The organism is Nocardia sp. NPDC004654, from assembly GCF_040609595.1.
GTDB lineage: Bacteria > Actinomycetota > Actinomycetes > Mycobacteriales > Mycobacteriaceae > Nocardia.
The window spans coordinates 428930-444905 of sequence record NZ_JBEXKI010000008.1; the positions used below are offsets into that span (position 1 = coordinate 428930).

Annotated in this window: 15 protein-coding genes; 10 read left to right on the forward strand and 5 right to left on the reverse strand. The window is 68.1% G+C overall.

What is annotated here, in order from left to right; genetic code table 11:
- Positions 1–915 carry a LysR substrate-binding domain-containing protein gene (locus tag ABZV58_RS27365; RefSeq protein ID WP_355003029.1) on the reverse strand — a complete coding sequence of 305 codons (915 nt, stop codon included), beginning with the start codon at positions 913–915 and terminating at the stop codon, positions 1–3.
- 106 nt (positions 916–1021) lie between these two features.
- Here ABZV58_RS27365 and ABZV58_RS27370 point away from each other — a divergent pair, with 106 nt between their 5' ends.
- The 8 genes from ABZV58_RS27370 to ABZV58_RS27405 all read left to right on the forward strand — a co-directional run bounded on the left by ABZV58_RS27370 (position 1022) and on the right by ABZV58_RS27405 (position 9775).
- Positions 1022–1957 carry a CoA-transferase gene (locus tag ABZV58_RS27370; protein ID WP_355003030.1) on the forward strand — a complete coding sequence of 312 codons (936 nt, stop codon included), beginning with the start codon at positions 1022–1024 and terminating at the stop codon, positions 1955–1957.
- Positions 1954–2739: a CoA-transferase gene (locus ABZV58_RS27375; RefSeq protein WP_355003031.1), complete on the forward strand. Its 786-nt coding sequence runs from the start codon at positions 1954–1956 to the stop codon at positions 2737–2739. The genes ABZV58_RS27370 and ABZV58_RS27375 overlap by 4 nt, the downstream gene beginning before the upstream one ends.
- Entirely contained in the window at positions 2736–3521 is a 786-nt protein-coding gene (locus ABZV58_RS27380) for an enoyl-CoA hydratase-related protein (protein WP_355003032.1), read from the forward strand. The genes ABZV58_RS27375 and ABZV58_RS27380 overlap by 4 nt, the downstream gene beginning before the upstream one ends.
- Positions 3521–5062, forward strand: coding sequence for a 3-hydroxyacyl-CoA dehydrogenase (locus tag ABZV58_RS27385; RefSeq protein ID WP_355003033.1), 1542 nt, complete (start codon positions 3521–3523; stop codon positions 5060–5062). Before ABZV58_RS27380 ends, ABZV58_RS27385 begins: the two co-directional genes overlap by 1 nt.
- A complete protein-coding gene (locus tag ABZV58_RS27390; protein ID WP_355003034.1) occupies positions 5046–6200 on the forward strand; it encodes an acyl-CoA dehydrogenase family protein in 1155 nt (384 codons plus the stop codon). Before ABZV58_RS27385 ends, ABZV58_RS27390 begins: the two co-directional genes overlap by 17 nt.
- A 23-nt stretch (positions 6201–6223) precedes the next feature.
- Positions 6224–7435, forward strand: a complete 1212-nt coding sequence (locus tag ABZV58_RS27395; RefSeq protein WP_355003035.1) for an acetyl-CoA C-acetyltransferase — start codon at positions 6224–6226, stop codon at positions 7433–7435.
- A gap of 281 nt (positions 7436–7716) precedes the next feature.
- The gene (locus ABZV58_RS27400) at positions 7717–9216 is read left to right on the forward strand and encodes an MFS transporter (protein ID WP_355003096.1); all 1500 of its coding nucleotides are present in this window, start codon (positions 7717–7719) and stop codon (positions 9214–9216) included.
- 100 nt (positions 9217–9316) lie between these two features.
- A complete protein-coding gene (locus ABZV58_RS27405; RefSeq protein WP_355003036.1) occupies positions 9317–9775 on the forward strand; it encodes a TetR family transcriptional regulator in 459 nt (152 codons plus the stop codon).
- 99 nt (positions 9776–9874) lie between these two features.
- Here the strand turns inward: ABZV58_RS27405 and ABZV58_RS27410 are convergent, their stop codons facing one another.
- The 3 genes from ABZV58_RS27410 to ABZV58_RS27420 all read right to left on the reverse strand — a co-directional run bounded on the left by ABZV58_RS27410 (position 9875) and on the right by ABZV58_RS27420 (position 13358).
- A complete protein-coding gene (locus ABZV58_RS27410; RefSeq protein WP_355003037.1) occupies positions 9875–10222 on the reverse strand; it encodes a hypothetical protein in 348 nt (115 codons plus the stop codon).
- 685 nt (positions 10223–10907) lie between these two features.
- Positions 10908–12431 (reverse strand): GMC oxidoreductase, encoded by a 1524-nt coding sequence (locus ABZV58_RS27415; protein WP_355003038.1) that lies wholly within the window; start codon positions 12429–12431, stop codon positions 10908–10910.
- A gap of 342 nt (positions 12432–12773) precedes the next feature.
- Complete coding sequence (locus tag ABZV58_RS27420; protein ID WP_355003039.1) at positions 12774–13358, reverse strand: TetR/AcrR family transcriptional regulator; 585 nt, start codon at positions 13356–13358, stop codon at positions 12774–12776.
- Positions 13359–13467: 109 nt separating this feature from the next.
- On the opposite strand from ABZV58_RS27420, the gene ABZV58_RS27425 reads away from it, so the two are divergent.
- Positions 13468–14457: a GlxA family transcriptional regulator gene (locus tag ABZV58_RS27425; protein WP_355003040.1), complete on the forward strand. Its 990-nt coding sequence runs from the start codon at positions 13468–13470 to the stop codon at positions 14455–14457.
- Positions 14458–14588: 131 nt separating this feature from the next.
- Positions 14589–15551 (forward strand): alpha/beta hydrolase, encoded by a 963-nt coding sequence (locus tag ABZV58_RS27430; RefSeq protein ID WP_355003041.1) that lies wholly within the window; start codon positions 14589–14591, stop codon positions 15549–15551.
- Between the two features lie 55 nt (positions 15552–15606).
- On the opposite strand, the gene ABZV58_RS27435 is transcribed toward ABZV58_RS27430, so the two are convergent.
- Positions 15607–15939 carry a thioredoxin domain-containing protein gene (locus tag ABZV58_RS27435; RefSeq protein ID WP_355003042.1) on the reverse strand — a complete coding sequence of 111 codons (333 nt, stop codon included), beginning with the start codon at positions 15937–15939 and terminating at the stop codon, positions 15607–15609.
- Between the last annotated feature and the right edge of the window lie 37 nt (positions 15940–15976).

Genomic DNA, 15976 nt, shown 5'->3' on the forward strand with positions numbered 1-15976 from the left:
TCAGCGTGCGCCCGCCGTCGGCTCAGGCGGAGTGGGCAGCACCTCCTCGGCCACCTCGAGCACGGCGGCCAGCGCACGCGAGGCGTTGTCCGCCCGCCAGGCCAGTGCGGACGCGAGCGCGGGGACGTCGCCGCGCAACTCCTTGTAGACCATGCCGGTCCGGTGGATGTGCTGCACCGAGGAGAGCGTCAGCGTCACGCCGACCCCGGCGGCGACCAGGTCGAGGATGGTGTAGGAGTCCGGCGCCTCCTGCACGATGCGGGGGGTGAACCCGGCGTCGAGCGCCGTGCGCACCAGGTGGTCGCGCACGCTCGAGCCCTGCGTGCCGGGAAAGGTGACGAAGGCGTCGTCGGCGAGGTCGGCCACATCGATATCGACGGCGTCGGCGAGCGGGTGCTCCGCGGGCAGCGCGGCGACCAGTCGCTCGTATTGGATGACCCGCACCGCGACGCCCTCGCGCCGCACCGGCAGCCGGACGAAGCCCAGATCCAGCTCGCGGGCGGCGACCAGGTTGAGCGCGGCGCCCGCGTAGGTCTGTCCGCGCAGGCGCACCTCGATACCGGGGTGCGCGGCGCGGACTGCCCTGGTCAGCGTCGGCAGCGCCTCGTGGCTGCTGGCGCCCGCGAAGCCGATCGAGACCCGGCCGACCTCGCCGCGCCCGGACGCGACCGCCGCGCGCCGGGCCACCTCGATGTCGTCGAGGACCTTGCGCGCGTGCGGCAGCAGCACCTCGCCCGCGGCGGTCAGCCGCACCGACCGGGTGTTGCGTTCGAACAGCGCGACCCCGAGCTCCTTCTCCAGCGCGCGGATCTGCTGGCTCAGCGGCGGCTGAGCCATGTGCAGACGCTCGGCGGCGCGGCCGAAGTGCAACTCCTCGGCGACCGCGACGAACCCGGCGAGATGACGGAACTCCACGACGACCCCATTAGGTAAGAATCGGTATCACTGAATTGCGAATTGAGTATTGGACTATATCGGTTCGACAAGGCACCGTGAGGATCGATCCGAACGAAGGAGCCCGATGCCCCGGTCCAAACAGCTGACGATGCGCGAGGCCGTCGCCGCGTTCGTCGAGGACGGCGCCACCGTGGCACTGGAGGGATTCACCCATGCGATCCCGGTCGCCGCGGGGCACGAGCTGATCCGCCAGCGCAGGCGCGAGCTGACGCTGGTCAGGATGACGCCCGACATCGTCTTCGACCAGCTGGTCGCGGCGGGCGTGGCACGCAAGATGATCTTCTCGTTCACCGGCAACAGCTCGGTCGGCTCGCTGCACGCCATCCGCAGGGCCGTGGAGCGCCGGGAACCGCGTGGACTGGAGATCGAGGAATACAGCCACTACGGCCTGCTCGCCCGTTATCTCGCCGGGGCCGCCGATCTGCCCTTCTACCCGCTGCGTTCGTACGCGGGCGGCGATCTGCCCGCGCACAATCCGCGCATCGCCAAGGTGACGTCGCCGTATCCCGCCCCGGATGGCGGCGTCGAGGAGATCTACGTGGTTCCGCCGATTCGACCGGATGTGGCGATCCTGCACGCGCAGCGCGCGGACCGCGCGGGCAATGTGCAGGCGTGGGGCATTCTCGGGCCGATGCAAGAGGTGGCGTTCGCGTCGGAGCGCACCATCGTGGTGGTCGAGGAGATCGTCGACGACGAGGTGATCCGCGCCGACCCGAACCGCACCGTGATCCCTGGATTCGCGGTCGACGCGGTCGTCGAGTGTCCGCGCGGCGCGCACCCTTCGTACGTGCAGGGCTACTACGACCGCGACAACGACTTCTACCGGTCGTGGCCCGAGATCGGCAAGGATCCCGCCGCGCTGGACCGGTGGTTGCGCGAATGGATCTACGACTTGCCCGATCACGCCGCCTACCTGGACAAGCTCGGCCCTGGCTATTTCGATCGCCTGATACCGGAGCCCGCGCTGTCGCACCCCGTCGACTACGGATGCGCACGATGACCGACGCACCGCAGAGGACACGCGCCCACACCACGAGTGAACTGCTCACCGTCCTCAGCGCCCGCCATCTGCGCGGCAAACGCCGGGTCTTCGCCGGAATCGGCCTGCCGACTCTCGCCGTGACGCTCGCGCGGGCGACCACCTCACCCGACCTCGAGCAGGTCTACGAGTCCGGCGTCTGTGGCGCGCATCCCCCGCGCCTACCCGAGACCATCGGCGACGCCCCGCTGGCCACCGGAGCCGAGGCGATTCTCGGGATGCACGCGCTCTTCGGGTACGTCCTCCAGGGCGGCTACCTCGACGTCGGGTTCCTCGGCGCGGCGCAGATCGACCGCTTCGGCAGCCTCAACAGCACCGTGATCGGCGACTACGCCACTCCGGCCGCCCGGTTGCCCGGCGCGGGCGGAGCCACCGAGGTGATGGCGAACGCGGACGAAATCTTCGTGGTCCTGCGTCGACACGATCCGCGCTCGTTCGTCGATCGGCTCGATTTCACCACCAGCCCGGCGCCGTCGGTGGCGCGCCGGGCCGAGCCGCGGGTGCGCACCCGCGGGCGCGGCGTGACCACCGTGATCACGCCCCTCGGGGTGCTCACGGCGGACGCCGATGGCGAATTGTGCCTCACCGCAACGCATCCCGGCGTCTCCGTCGAACAGGTCGTGGCCACCACCGGCTGGCGGCTCCGGGTGGCCGAGAACGTCACCGTCACCGAACCCCCGACCGCGGCGGAGCTCGACCTGCTGCGCACCACCATCGATCCGACCAGGGTGTATCTCCGATGACCGAACCTTCCGTTCTCCGTTCCGATCTGTCCGGCGAACACGCGGGCATCCGTGTGCTGCGCATCTCCCGGCCGCAGGCCCGCAATGCGCTGAACTCCTTCACGAAAACTTCGCTCGCCGAGGAGCTTTCAGCTGCCGATGCCGACCCCGCGGTCCGCGTCGTCGTCCTCACCGGCGACGCGGGCGTCTTCGTCGCGGGCACGGATCTGAAGGAGATGAGCACGTATCGGCCCACCGATCTGTTCGCTCAGGAGACCGGCAAGGTCTTTTCCGTGCTCGACGAACTCGGCACACCGGTGATCGCCGCGGTCGAAGGCTATGCGTTCGGCGGCGGATGCGAACTCGCCATGGCGTGCGATCTCGTGGTCGCCGGCGCCTCGGCGCGGTTCGGGCAGCCGGAGATCCGGGTCGGGCTCATTCCCGGCGCGGGCGGATTGAGCCGCCTCGTCCAGCGGGCCGGGCGGGCTCGCGCGCTACGCATGGTGCTGACCGGCGAACCGATCGATGCCGCCACCGCCCAGCAGATCGGGATCGTCGCCGACATCGTGCCCGACGGCACCGCGCTGGACGCGGCCGTCGAGATCGCGGCGACCATCCTGCGTCAGCCGCCGCTGAACGTCCGCGCGATTCGCAGCATCGCGCGGCACGCCGAGAACGCTCCGTTGAGCACCGCGATCGCCTTGGAGCGCACGACCTTTCAGATGTTGTTCGATACCGCCGATCATGCCGAGGGCATCGCCGCCTTCCTGGCCAAGCGCACGCCGACCTACGAAGGACACTGATGGAACCGATCGAACGCATCCGCATCGTCGGCGCGGGGGCGATGGGCCGCGGCATCGCCCAGGTCGCCGCGACCGCCGGATACCGGGTCGAGCTGACCGACGCCGACGCGGCCGCTGTTCCGTCCGCGCTCGAGTTCGTCGCGACGATGATCCAGCGGTCCGTCGACAAGGGCAAGCGCGACGCCGACGAGGCCGCGGCCATCCTGGCGCGGCTCACCGCGGGCGCCGCCCCGACCGCACCCGCCGACGACATCGATCTCGTGATCGAGGCCGTCGTCGAGAAGCTTCCGGTCAAGCAGGCGATCTTCGCCGAGCTGGAGACCGCGACACCGAACGCCGTGCTCGCATCCAACACCAGTTCGCTGTCCATCACCGCGATCGCGTCGGCGCTGCACGACCCGACCCGGTTGATCGGGCTGCACTTCTTCAATCCGGTGCCGCTGATGTCCCTGGTGGAGATCGTGCCCGGCCTGCGGACCGCGCCCGAACTCACTGATACCGCAACGGCTTTCGTCGACCGAATCGGGCACACCCCGATCCTTGCCCGGGACACCCCCGGCTTCCTCGTCAACCACCTGGGGCGCGCCCTGCCCAGCGAGGCGCTGGCCATCCTGTCCGAACAGATCGCCTCCCCCGCCGATATCGACCGCATCGTCCGCGACACACTCGGCCTGCGGATGGGCCCGTTCGAGCTGATGGACCTGACCGGATTGGACGTCAGCCACCCCGTCATGGAAACCGTCTCCGCGGGCTTCTACGGTGACCCGCGGCTGCGCCCCTCCCCGATCGCGGCCGCCCGTGTCGCCGGCGGTCTGCTCGGCCGCAAGACGGGCGAAGGGTTCTATCGCTACCAGGACGGCGCACCGCTGCTGCCCGCCGAACCGGACATCACGCCGGATGCCGATGCCACCCCGGTCCACGTTCACAACCACCCCGATTTCGCCGCGGCGCTGCACCGAGCCGGTGCGACGGTGCTCGAATCGCCCAGTGCCGAAGCGGTTTCGCTCGTCCTGCCGATCGGCGAACCGACCTACCGCCTCGCCGCACGCTACGGCCTCGACCCCGCCCGGACCCTCGGCATCGATCCGCTGGGCCTCGACCGCAGCCGCCTCACCGTCGTGGTGCCCACCGCCGCCGACCCGCTCGCCACGGCGCCCGCGTTGCACGTGCTGGCCGCCGCCGGTTACACACCGACTCCGACCGCCGACGGCACCGCCCCTGTCGCGCAACGCATCCTGGGCGCGATCGTGAACCTCTCCTGCGCCCTCGCCGAACACGGCATCGGCACACCGGAGGACATCGATCGCGGCGCTCGCTTGGGCCTCGGCTACCCGCTGGGACCGCTGGAACTCGGCGAATCCGTCGGCACCGAGCGGGTCACCGCGATACTCGACGGCTTGTACGCCTACACCCGCGATCCCCGCTACCGGGTGAGTTCCTGGTTGCGCAGCCGCTCCGAGCAGCGAATCCCCCTGCACACCAAGGGCACCCGTCCCGAAGACCTGCTCACGAACCGAGGAACCGATGTTCGTTCTCGATGACACCCACCGCGAGATCCGCGCGCTGGCCGCCGATTTCGTCGACACCGAGATCACCCCGCATGCGCGCGACTGGGACCGTGCCGAGACCGTCGACCTGGCCATCGTCGACCGACTCGGCGAACTCGGTTTCCTCGGGCTCGGCATCGCCGAGGAGTTCGGCGGCACCGAGGTCGACATGCTCTCCTACGTCCTGGTCTGCGAGGAACTCGGGCGCGGCGATTCCGCCGTGCGGGGCATCGTCTCGGTGTCGCTCGGACTCGTCACCAAATCTATTGCGGCACATGGCACTGACGAGCAGAAGCACAGGTGGCTCCCGGAGCTGACCTCCGGACGCGCGCTCGGCTGCTTCGCCCTCACCGAACCCGACAGCGGTTCCGACGCGGCCTCCCTGCGCACCAAGGCGGTTCGCGACGGGGACGACTGGGTGATCTCCGGCGAGAAGATGTTCATCACCAACGGCACCTGGGCCAAGGTCGCCCTGGTGTTCGCCCGCACCTCCGCCGACGGCGGCAAAGGCATCACCGCCTTCCTCGTGCCCACGGACACACCGGGTTTCACGGCGACGACCATCCACGGCAAGCTCGGCCTGCGCGGACAGGCGACCGCCGCGCTATCGCTTCAGGATGTCCGGGTGCCGGACTCGGCGCGGTTGGGTGCGGTGGGCAAGGGTCTCGGGATCGCCCTGGGCGCCTTGGCCAAGGGCCGGATCTCCGTGGCCGCGGGCAGCGTCGGCGTCGGGCAGGCAGCTTTGGACGCCGCGGTGCGCTACTCGACCGAACGCACCCAGTTCGGCAAGCCGATCGCCACCAAACAGCTCGTCCAGGAGCTGCTCGCCGACTCCGCGCTCGACGTCGAATCCGCCCGCCTGCTCACCTGGAAGGCCGCCGCCCTCGTCGACGCCGGAGCCTCGCGCGACGAGATCCAGCTCGCCTCGTCCATGGCCAAACTCGCGGCCAGCGAGACCGCCGTGCGGGTCAGCAACAACTGCTTACAGGTCTTCGGCGGTTACGGCTTCATCGACGAGTACCCCATGGGCAAATACCTGCGCGACGCGCGAGTCCTCACCCTCTACGAGGGCACCAGCCAATTGCAGAAACTCATCATCGGCCGCGCCCTCACCGGCATCGACGCGATGTGACCGCCCCTCTTCAAGGACAACGAATGCCCGACGCAGTCATCTGCGAACCGTTGCGCACACCCGTCGGCCGCTTCGGCGGCGTGCTCAAAGACGTTTCGCCGCAACAACTCGCCACCACCGTGATCGAAGAACTGGTGCGCCGCACCGGCATCGACGGCGCCTCGATCGACGACGTGATCCTCGGCCAGGCCTCGCCCAACGGCGAAGCCCCCGCCATCGGACGAATCGCCGCCCTCGACGCGGGCCTCGGGATCGACGTCCCCGGCATGCAGGTCGACCGGCGCTGCGGCTCCGGACTCCAGGCGATCATCCAGGCGTGCCTGCAAGTCGCCACCGGCGGCAGCGATCTCGTGCTCGCGGGCGGCGTCGAATCCATGAGCCAGACCGAGTTCTACGCGACCGGAATGCGGTGGGGCGTCAAGGGCGACGGTGTCGCGCTGGCCGACCGCCTCGCCAGGGCCCGGGTCACCGCGGGCGGCCGCGACTTCCCCGTGCCGGGCGGAATGATCGAAACCGCGGAGAACCTGCGCGCCGAGTACGCGATCAGCCGAGCGGATCAGGACGCACTGGCCGTACTTTCCCACCAGCGCGCCGTGGCCGCCCAGCGCGCGGGACGATTCGCGGACGAGATCGTCGGAGTCTCTGTTCCGCAACGCCGCTCGGCACCCGTCCTTGTCGACGCCGACGAGCACCCGCGCGCCGACACCACCGTCGAGGCGCTGTCCGCACTGCGGCCGATCCGTTCCTCGATCGATCCCGAATCAACGGTCACCGCAGGCAATTCCAGCGGCCAGAACGACGGCGCGGCCCTCTGCCTGGTCACCACCCCGGAGCAGGCCCGCAGACTCGGCCTGCGCCCAATCGCCCGCCTGCTCTCCTGGGCCGCGGCGGGCGTAGCCCCGCGCACCATGGGAATAGGCCCGGTTCCGGCAACCGAGCGCGCCCTCGCCCGCGCGGAACTCACTCTCGCCGACATGGACGTCATCGAACTGAACGAGGCCTTCGCGGCCCAAGTCCTCGCCGTCCTCCACCACTGGAACCTCGACCCCACCGACCCGCGCCTCAACCCAAACGGCTCCGGCATCTCCCTCGGCCACCCCGTCGGCGCCACCGGCGCCCGCATCCTCGCCACCCTCCTGCGCGAAATGGACCGCCGCGAAGCACGATACGGCCTGGAGACGATGTGCATCGGCGGCGGTCAAGGCCTCGCCGCGGTCTTCGAACGCATGTCCTGATCCCGACCTACGACGTCCCGGTCGACCCACTTCGACGCGCACACCCGTGATATCCCCATCTCCACGCCGACGTGGGTGATCGGCCGGGTTCTCCAGCCGATCACCCACCGCTGCCGGGCGCGTTCCTATGTCACCGCCGGGACTCTTTCGCATCCAATGTTGAACGATGGTACAAATAGTACGTACGTTCAATTAGATCTGAGGGTGAGATGGACACAGAACCGTCGTCACGTGCCGGCGGGCGGCAGTGGGCCGGCCTAGCGGTGTTGGCGTTGCCGACCGTGCTGTTGGGACTCGATGTCACGGCGCTCTACCTCGTCGTCCCGAGCCTGACCGCGGACCTGCATCCCACCGCGACAGAGACGCTGTGGATCATGGACGCCTACGGATTCCTCATCGCCGGGTTCCTGATCACGATGGGCACGCTGGGCGACCGGATCGGGCGCCGGCGCCTGCTGATGATCGGCATGACCGCGTTCGGCGCGGTGTCGGTGTTCGCGGCATTCGCCCCCAGCGCCTTCTGGCTGATCGTGGCGCGGGCACTGCTCGGCGTGGCCGGGGCGACGCTGATGCCATCCACCCTGTCCCTGGTCAGCAACATGTTCACCGATGCCAGGCAGCGAGCTTTGGCGATCGGCGTGTGGGCCACGATGTTCGCCCTCGGCATGGCCGCGGGACCGGTTGTCGGCGGGATCCTCGTTGCTCATTTCTGGTGGGGCGCAGCGTTTTTGATCGCGGTACCGATCAGCGTCGCAGTGCTGGTCGTGGCACCGGCGTTACTGCCGGAGTATCGGAGCGATGCTTCACGGCTCGACCTGCGGAGCGTCGCTCTGTCGCTGGCGGCGATGCTTCCGATCGTCTACGCGATCAAGCACGTGGCCACACACGGCATCGATGCCCAGGCCTTGGCAGCCGTCCTGCTCGGTGGCGGTTCGACGGTCGCCTTCATCCATCGCCAACTGCGCTTGCGAGAGCCGCTGCTGGACATCAGGCTTTTCAACAGCCGGGCCTTTTCCGCCGCCTCGGCAGTCTTGCTGATCGGCCTTGTCGGCTTCGGCGGGATGATGTATCTGGTCACGCAGTACCTGCAGCTCGTCGAGGGCCTCTCGCCACTGGCGGCCGGGCTGTGGATGGGACCACCGGCGCTGGCCATGCTGATCGGCGGGATCGGTGCCCCTTTGATCGCCGGTCGCATTCCGCCGGGCACGGTAATGGCCGGCACCTTGGCCTTGTCACTGATCGGATACGCCTTGCTCGCCTTCGCCGACACCGACAGCAAGCCGGATGTGGTCGCTGGCTTCGCGTTCCTCTATCTCGGCCTGGGTGTCATCGCCGCACTCGGCACCGACATCGTCGTGAGTGCGGCGCCGTCAGAGAGATCCGGGTCGGCCGCGGCGCTGTCGGAGACCGTGCAAGAGTTGGGAATCGCGGCCGGGGTGGCGCTGCTGGGAAGCCTCACGACGGCGATCTACCGGACCGCGGTCGAGGTCCCATCGGGGCTACCCCGATCCGTGGCCGAGTCGTACAGCGACACCCTCTCCGGCGCGGTCTCCGTGACGGACCAGCTGCCCATAGCGGCTCTCCACCAAGCGCAGGACGCGTTCACCGCCGGACTCAACACCGCCGCGATCGCCGCGGGTCTCGCCATCGCCGGCGCATCGATCGCTTGCTTCCGGACGCTGCGCCACATCCGCCCGATCGGCGCCGCCACCGCCGAGGCGGAGCCGATAGCCTCGACTCCCGGCAGCGGCGAAGATCGGCGAGAGGACCACGGTGGTTGAACACGACACTGGCGATGGCCGCAAACTGCGCGGCCAACGTCGCCGAGCCCAGATCATCGAGGCAACACTCACGATCGTTCACCGCGACGGCGCCGCCGGCGTGACCCACCGAACCGTCGCCAAAGAGGCAGGCATCACCACCAGCCTGACCCTCTACTACTTCGCCACCCTGGACGACCTGCTGGTGGCAGCCCTGACCAGCGTCACAGACGCCTACACGCACCGCATCCGCCAACTCGTCGACACCGCGGACGACCCGCTGGACGGGCTCGCCAGGATCATCGCCGAATCCGCGGGCCCCGGGCGGGAGCGCGCACTCGCCGAACGTGAACTCGCAACCCTGGCGGCTCGCCGACCCGCCCTACGCCCCGCAGCGCGACGCTGGCGTGACAGTGTCGCGGAACTCGCCCGGACACGAACCACCGATCCCGACACCATTGAAGCCTTCGTCGCACTGTGCGACGGACTGTGTACAGCCATCCTCCTCGACGACCACGAAGCCGACCCGGACCACATCCGCGCAGTCCTCAGTGGCGCGCTACTGCGCCCCAGCCCATAGCCCGGATCGGGTCGACATTTCCCAGTCGCGCAACAGTCGGCGTCCGATGTAATCCATTGGTGCCTCCCGCACGGATTTCCGTCGCACCGCTCGAGTCCTTCAATCGGCTGCGCGGTTGGCGGGTAGTGTCGTCTTCTCCTGTTCCAATCCGCGCATGGACGGCGCGATCCAAGTCATTCGCTGCGCGTACACGGCCTGCTTATAACCTTTCCGTATGTCTTCGAGGGAAGTCGCCGGGTCGTCCGCATCCAATAGCAGACTGTCCAGGTCATAGAACGCGTTCCGGTTCGCCTGCCATTTCGTCTCGAAGCCACCGACGATATTGAGTGTGGACAGCAAGGCGGCGACAGTCGCGCAGATCGCCGCGAGGTCAGCCTGAGGTGGGTCCGGAATCTGGATCGCCAGCGCGGCAGCAGCACTCAGGACGGCCGCACCGATGAGACTCACATGGTGCGCCACAGACCACCCGGCTGACCCGCGCCGAAACTTGTTTCGCGCCAGGCGGACTCGTTCGAGCAGGTGCTCCCTGGCCGACCCGGACGCAGATCCACCAGTGCTGCTTTGCGTTGTCATGGCACCATCTTCTCGCGAAACCTGTTGCGGAAGAGGGCGAGCACAGCCGCCAGGTTCGATTCAGCTGCCGCTACCGCTGCCACCACTGGATCCCCCGAGACCACCACGCTCCGTGGTGGTTGTCGGGGGTTTGGTCGCCGTCGGCTGTTGCGGGAGCGTCGTACGCGGTGACTGGGTGGCGGACGGTGCGGGCCGGGACGCGGTCGTGGTGACCGACGTCGGCGGCTTGGGCGCTTTACGCGGTTGGGTGGAGCCACATCCCGTGGCGAGCAGTGAGGCTGCCACCGCGGCAGGCAGCGCGTACGCCACTCGCCGCGACATGCGCCGTCCGCCGGCACGAACGTTCCCAGATGGATTGCCCCGCACAGTCTTCCCCCCTTGTTACCGATCGAGCGATCCGATCTTAACAACAGGCGAGGCCAGAGCGAGAAGTAGGTGAACGTCGCTGGCTGTGCCCGCCACACGAAGCGGGCCGGGCGGCAACACGACTCGTGGCGTTCACCGCGACGGCCCCGCGCGGCGGTAGAGGACGCGTGCCACAGCGCCCTCTACGCCGAGGTCACAGATCGCCGGCGATTATGTTCTCGATATTGCGTTCCGCCAGAGCGGTAATGGTGACGAAGGGATTGGCACTGGTATTGCCCGGAATCAACGAACCGTCGATGACGTAGAGCCCGGTGTAGCCGGGGAGGCGACCGTAGTTGTCGGTCGCCTCGTTGAGCACACAACCACCCAGCGGGTGATAGGTGAAGTCGTCCCCCCAGGTCTTGTAGACGCCGAAGAGGTCGGTCCGGTAGATCGTCCCCTCCTTCCGATTGATCTTGTCGAAGATGCGCTTGGCGGCGTCGATGGCGTACTGGTTCTGGGAGGTCTGCCAGCTCAAATCGACCTTGCCGGTACCGGAGTTGAAAGTGAACTGGGCGCGAGCGGGGTTCTTGGTGATCGCCAGGTACAGGCTGACGTAGGTTTCCAGCCCCGCGGGGAACGGCGCGACCTCGGCGAAGGCCGGGCCACCCGAATCCGCCCAATTGTCGATACCCAGGCAAGGCATGCTGGATTGCAGTACGCCCGTGCCGTCCCACATGTGGTTGGCGCGGCCCACCATCACATTGCCGTTGTTGCCCCACTTCTTGCCGACGGCATCGGGCAGGTCCGGCAGTTTGCCCTGCGCCTTCATGGCGACCAACAGCTTCGAGGTGCCGATACTGCCCGCCGCGAAGAACACCTTCTGCGCCACAACGGTTTTGGTCGCCACCGCGGCGCCGCTGGTGTCGATCTCTTTCATCTCCACCCGATAGCCGCCCTCCGTGGGCGATACGGCGGTAACTGTGTGCATGGGCGTGATACGCACCTTGCCGGTCCCGGTGGCCGCGGCCAGATACGTCTTGTCCAGCGACCGCTTGCCGTGGTTGTTGCCGTAGATGACCTCACCGGCCAGTGCCGACCGGGTGACCTGCGCGGCCTGCTCCTTCTTCATGTACTCGAAGTCGTAGACGTTCGGCACGAAAGTCCAGCCGAAGCCGGAGCGTTCCGCGTGTTTGCGCCCCACGCGGGCGAATTGGTAACACTCCGCGGTCTCGAACCAGGTCCGATCGATATTGTTCACGCCCAGACCGGCATTGGCGCGCGGGTAGTAGACGTCGTACATCTCAGCGGCGTTCACCGAAGGCAGGATGGCCGCGAAGTTCTCCCGCTTGGGTGTCACCGCCATACCGCCGTTGACCAACGAGCCACCTCCGACGCCGCGGCCCTGATACACGCGAATCCCGCTGAACTGTTCGGAATCCAGGACGCCCGTGTACCTTTCGATGTCCTTGTTGTAACTGCTGCCCGCGAAGTAGCCGACCGGCTGATCGGTGCGGTCGCGCAGCCAGTAGGACCGCCCGTCGGGTTTCAGCACGGGACAGAAGATCTTGCCGTCGGAGCCGGGCGTCGTCCACGACCTGCCCATCTCCACCACGGTCACCTCCATGCCCGCCTGCGCGAGCCGCAGTGCGGCGACCGCTCCCCCGTATCCGCTGCCGATGACGAGCGCGGACACCTTCTCGCCATCCGCCAGCGGCGCCGCGGTCGCCCGCGCCATGGACCTCCCGACTAGCGCGGCACCAACGGTGATACCCGTTGCCGCTAGGAATCCGCGCCTGCTCACCCCCCGCCCGGACCGGCTACCAACAGGCATTTCATGGGTGCGAACAGACATCGCAGGCTCCTCGTCGAGTCATGGATTGGAACCTGTTATAGAGGTGTGAAACGCGGCCGCGCGGTATTTTCCGGGCAAGCCGGAAAACTTTCGATCTTGGGCCGATGGGAGAAGTGTGAACAGAAGGTTCACCGCTGGCGCCGCGGTTTTCGACGTCCTCGACCGAACGCTCACCCGAGGGCCGTTTCGGTCCCTACGACGCCACCGGCGATTTCACTCGAGTAGTCATCGCGGGACAGCGGCACAAGAAATCTCGGCGACATCCCGCAAACGCTGCCGAGGCACATCCAACCGACTCAGCTGGATCAACCCCTGGGAAACCAGCACGATGTGGGAGCTGAGCGCCGCTAACTCCTTCTCGTCCAGCACCTTTCGCGGAATATCGGCGCGCAGCCGGTCGGCGACGTGGCTCTCCATCCGCGCGGTCGTCCGATCGGCGATGGCGATGACCTCCGGAACCCGGTGCCCGAGTTGGCCGATGCTGTTGAGCATCAGGCATCCGCGCCGGCTGGGGTGAGCAAGGCAGTCCGCGATCACCGCGTCGAAGAACGCGCGCACCGCGGCCTGCGGCGACCCCGAGTCGGCACGCAGCACCTCGTGCACGAACGTGGCCCGCCGCTCGCAGTATCGACCGAAAGCCGCGAGGAACAAACCCATTTTGCTGCCATAGGCGGCGTAGATACTTCCGTTGCCGACACCGGAAGCACCCGATACCCCCTCGACCGAGGTGCTGTCGAAACCGTCGGTCCAGAACAGTTCGATGGCGGCATCGAGCAACGCCGACTCGTCGAACTGCCGCGGACGCCCCATTCGTCCACGCTAGCAACGCCCGGCATTCGCCTCCGTCGCGGGCATGACGTCCGGCACACGGTGGCCGGTCAGCTTGGTTGTGGAGGCGCGATTCCATAATGATTGTCCAATGGATTCCACAGCAGGTACCTCATCGCGGCGGCGCATCGGAATCCTGGTCTTCGACGGGGTGAAAATGCTCGATTTCGCGGGCCCGGCCGAGGTGTTCGTCGAGGCCAACCAGTCACTCCCCGCCTACGACGTAGTGCTGGTCTCCGCCGACGGCAACGACGTGCAGACCTCCATCGGCGCGCGAGTCGCCGTGACCTGCGCGGCGGCGGACGCGGGCCGCTTCGACACCGTGGTCATCCCCGGTAGCGAGCTGCCCGCCGCCCAGTTCGTGACACCGGAAGTACTGCGGGCCACCCGTCATCTCGCCGCCCACACGCGCCGCCTCGCCTCCATCTGTAGCGGGGCCGCCATCCTCGCCCACCTCGGCCTCCTCGACGGCAGGCGCGCGACGACGCACTGGAAGTTCACCAAAGACCTCGGCCGCCAATTCCCCGCGGTCCAAGTGGATTCCGACGCGATCTTCGTGCGCGACGGGCACATCTACAGTTCCGCGGGCGTCGCCGCGGGCATCGACCTCGCGCTGGCGCTGGTAGAGGAGGACCACGGCGCGGCGGTCGCGCGGCGGGTCGCCCAGTCGTTGCTGGTGTACATGCAGCGGGCCGGTGGGCAGTCACAGTTCTCGGCGGCGCTGAGCGGACCCGTCCCGCGCAGCCCGCTCATTCGCGCGGTCGCCAACCTGATCTGCGCCGATCCCGCCCAGCCGTACTCGGTGAAAACGCTCGCGTCGCACGCCAGGGTGAGTCCACGGCACCTGACCCGATTGTTCCGCGCCGAGCTGGAGAGCACGCCCGCGGAGTACGTCGCCTTCGTCCGGTTCGGTTACGCCAGAGACAAACTCGACGCGGGCTACAGCGTCACCGAAGCCGCCATGGCCGCCGGATACGGCAGCGCCGAGGCGATGCGCCGCGCCTTCATCGCCCGACTCGGCGTCTCGCCGCGCAAGTATCAGCAGCGCTTCCGTTCCACGGCGTACGCGAACGGCCGCTGATCTTGGTTCTGCGGTTTGCCGTCCGGTGTCCCAAAACGGGCGGATACTTGGCTCAACGGTTGGGGCGCGTGTGCGCCCGGTTCACGAAAACTGGAGGCCCCACTCAACAACGACGCCGAAAGGTAGGGACCATGGCAGGAAATCCCCTCGGTCTATCGCTCGAGCCAGCCGCGCAGGAGTTCGTGGACGCGACCTCCGAGCCGCCGTTCCTGTACCAGCTTCCGCCGGAAGAGGGCCGCAAAGCGGTCGACGGCGTACAGGACAGTCCGATCTTCAAGCCGGAGATCGATGAGGAATGGATCACCGTCGAGGGCGGGCCCACCGGCTCGGTCCGGGTGCGCATCGTCAAGCCGGTCGGCGCGGCGGGACCGCTGCCCGTCATCCTCTACACGCACGGCGCGGGCTGGGTCTTCGGTGACGCGCACACCCACGATCGGCTCGTGCGCGATCTGGCGATCGGCGCGAACGCCGCCGTGGTGTTCCCCGAGTACGACCGCTCGCCGGACGTGCGCTACCCGGTGGCGAACGAGCAGTCCTACCGAGTCGCCCAGTGGGTCACCACCGAGGGCGGCACCAAGGGCCTGGATTCCGCGCGCATCGCCATCGCGGGCGACTCCGTCGGCGGCAACATGGCTATCGCGTTGACGCTGATGGCAAAGGAGCGCGGCGACGTCTCCTTCGTACAGCAGGTGCTGTTCTACCCGGTCACCGACGCGAACTTCGACACCGGCTCGTACCGTGACTTCGCCGAGGGCTACTTCCTGAGCCGGGACGGCATGCGGTGGTTCTGGGACCAGTACACGACCAGCGAAGAGGACAGGGCGCAGATCACCGCGTCGCCCTTGCGCGCGACGACCGAGCAGCTCGCCGGACTCCCGCCCGCCCTGGTCATCACCGCCGAGGCCGACGTGCTGCGCGACGAGGGCGAGGCCTTCGCGGCCAACCTCCGGCGCGCGGGCGTGCCCGTGACGCAGACCCGCTACGGCGGGATCGTGCACGACTTCGTGATGGTCAACTCGTTGCACGACACCCACGCCGCCAAGGCCGCGATCGCCCAAGCCGTCGCGGCGCTGTCCACGGCACTGCACGACTGAGCGCTTCGCCTGATCAGCCGTCCGCCGCGGCCGGGGACTTCGCGGCCGCGGCGGCTCACCGGTCAGGGAGAAAGTCGCCGAACTCGTCAAGGAATTCCGGTACCGGGTCGACGCCCACGCTGTGGTGCACGAGGCGGCCGTCGACGAACAGGCCCAGCGTGGGGAAAGCCCGGACCCCGTACCGCTCGGCCAGATCGGGCTGCTCCTCCACGTTCACCGTGACGACGACGAGCCGATCGGCGAGTTCGTCGGCGAGTTGGCGCAGCGTCGGTGCGGCCCTGCGGCAGGGGGCGCAATAGGGGGCGGAGAAGGCGACGAGCACCGGCTTGCTGGAGTCGAGCACGGTCGTGGCGAAGGTTTCGGTGGAGACGGTGTTCGGGACCTTCATCGCTTCCCTCCTCGACGCTGCGCTCAGCTATCGCATT

Bases quoted from the DNA above. Each gene is read 5' to 3' on its own strand.
- ABZV58_RS27370 (WP_355003030.1), top strand. From the start codon at position 1,022: ATGCCCCGGTCCAAACAGCTGACGATGCGCGAGGCCGTCGCCGCGTTC.
- ABZV58_RS27375 (WP_355003031.1), top strand. From the start codon at position 1,954: ATGACCGACGCACCGCAGAGGACACGCGCCCACACCACGAGTGAACTG.
- ABZV58_RS27380 (WP_355003032.1), top strand. From the start codon at position 2,736: ATGACCGAACCTTCCGTTCTCCGTTCCGATCTGTCCGGCGAACACGCG.
- ABZV58_RS27385 (WP_355003033.1), top strand. From the start codon at position 3,521: ATGGAACCGATCGAACGCATCCGCATCGTCGGCGCGGGGGCGATGGGC.
- ABZV58_RS27390 (WP_355003034.1), top strand. From the start codon at position 5,046: ATGTTCGTTCTCGATGACACCCACCGCGAGATCCGCGCGCTGGCCGCC.
- ABZV58_RS27395 (WP_355003035.1), top strand. From the start codon at position 6,224: ATGCCCGACGCAGTCATCTGCGAACCGTTGCGCACACCCGTCGGCCGC.
- ABZV58_RS27415 (WP_355003038.1), bottom strand. From the start codon at position 12,431: ATGGCGCGGGCGACCGCGGCGCCGCTGGCGGATGGCGAGAAGGTGTCC.
- ABZV58_RS27420 (WP_355003039.1), bottom strand. From the start codon at position 13,358: ATGGGGCGTCCGCGGCAGTTCGACGAGTCGGCGTTGCTCGATGCCGCC.
- ABZV58_RS27425 (WP_355003040.1), top strand. From the start codon at position 13,468: ATGGATTCCACAGCAGGTACCTCATCGCGGCGGCGCATCGGAATCCTG.
- ABZV58_RS27430 (WP_355003041.1), top strand. From the start codon at position 14,589: ATGGCAGGAAATCCCCTCGGTCTATCGCTCGAGCCAGCCGCGCAGGAG.
- ABZV58_RS27435 (WP_355003042.1), bottom strand. From the start codon at position 15,939: ATGAAGGTCCCGAACACCGTCTCCACCGAAACCTTCGCCACGACCGTG.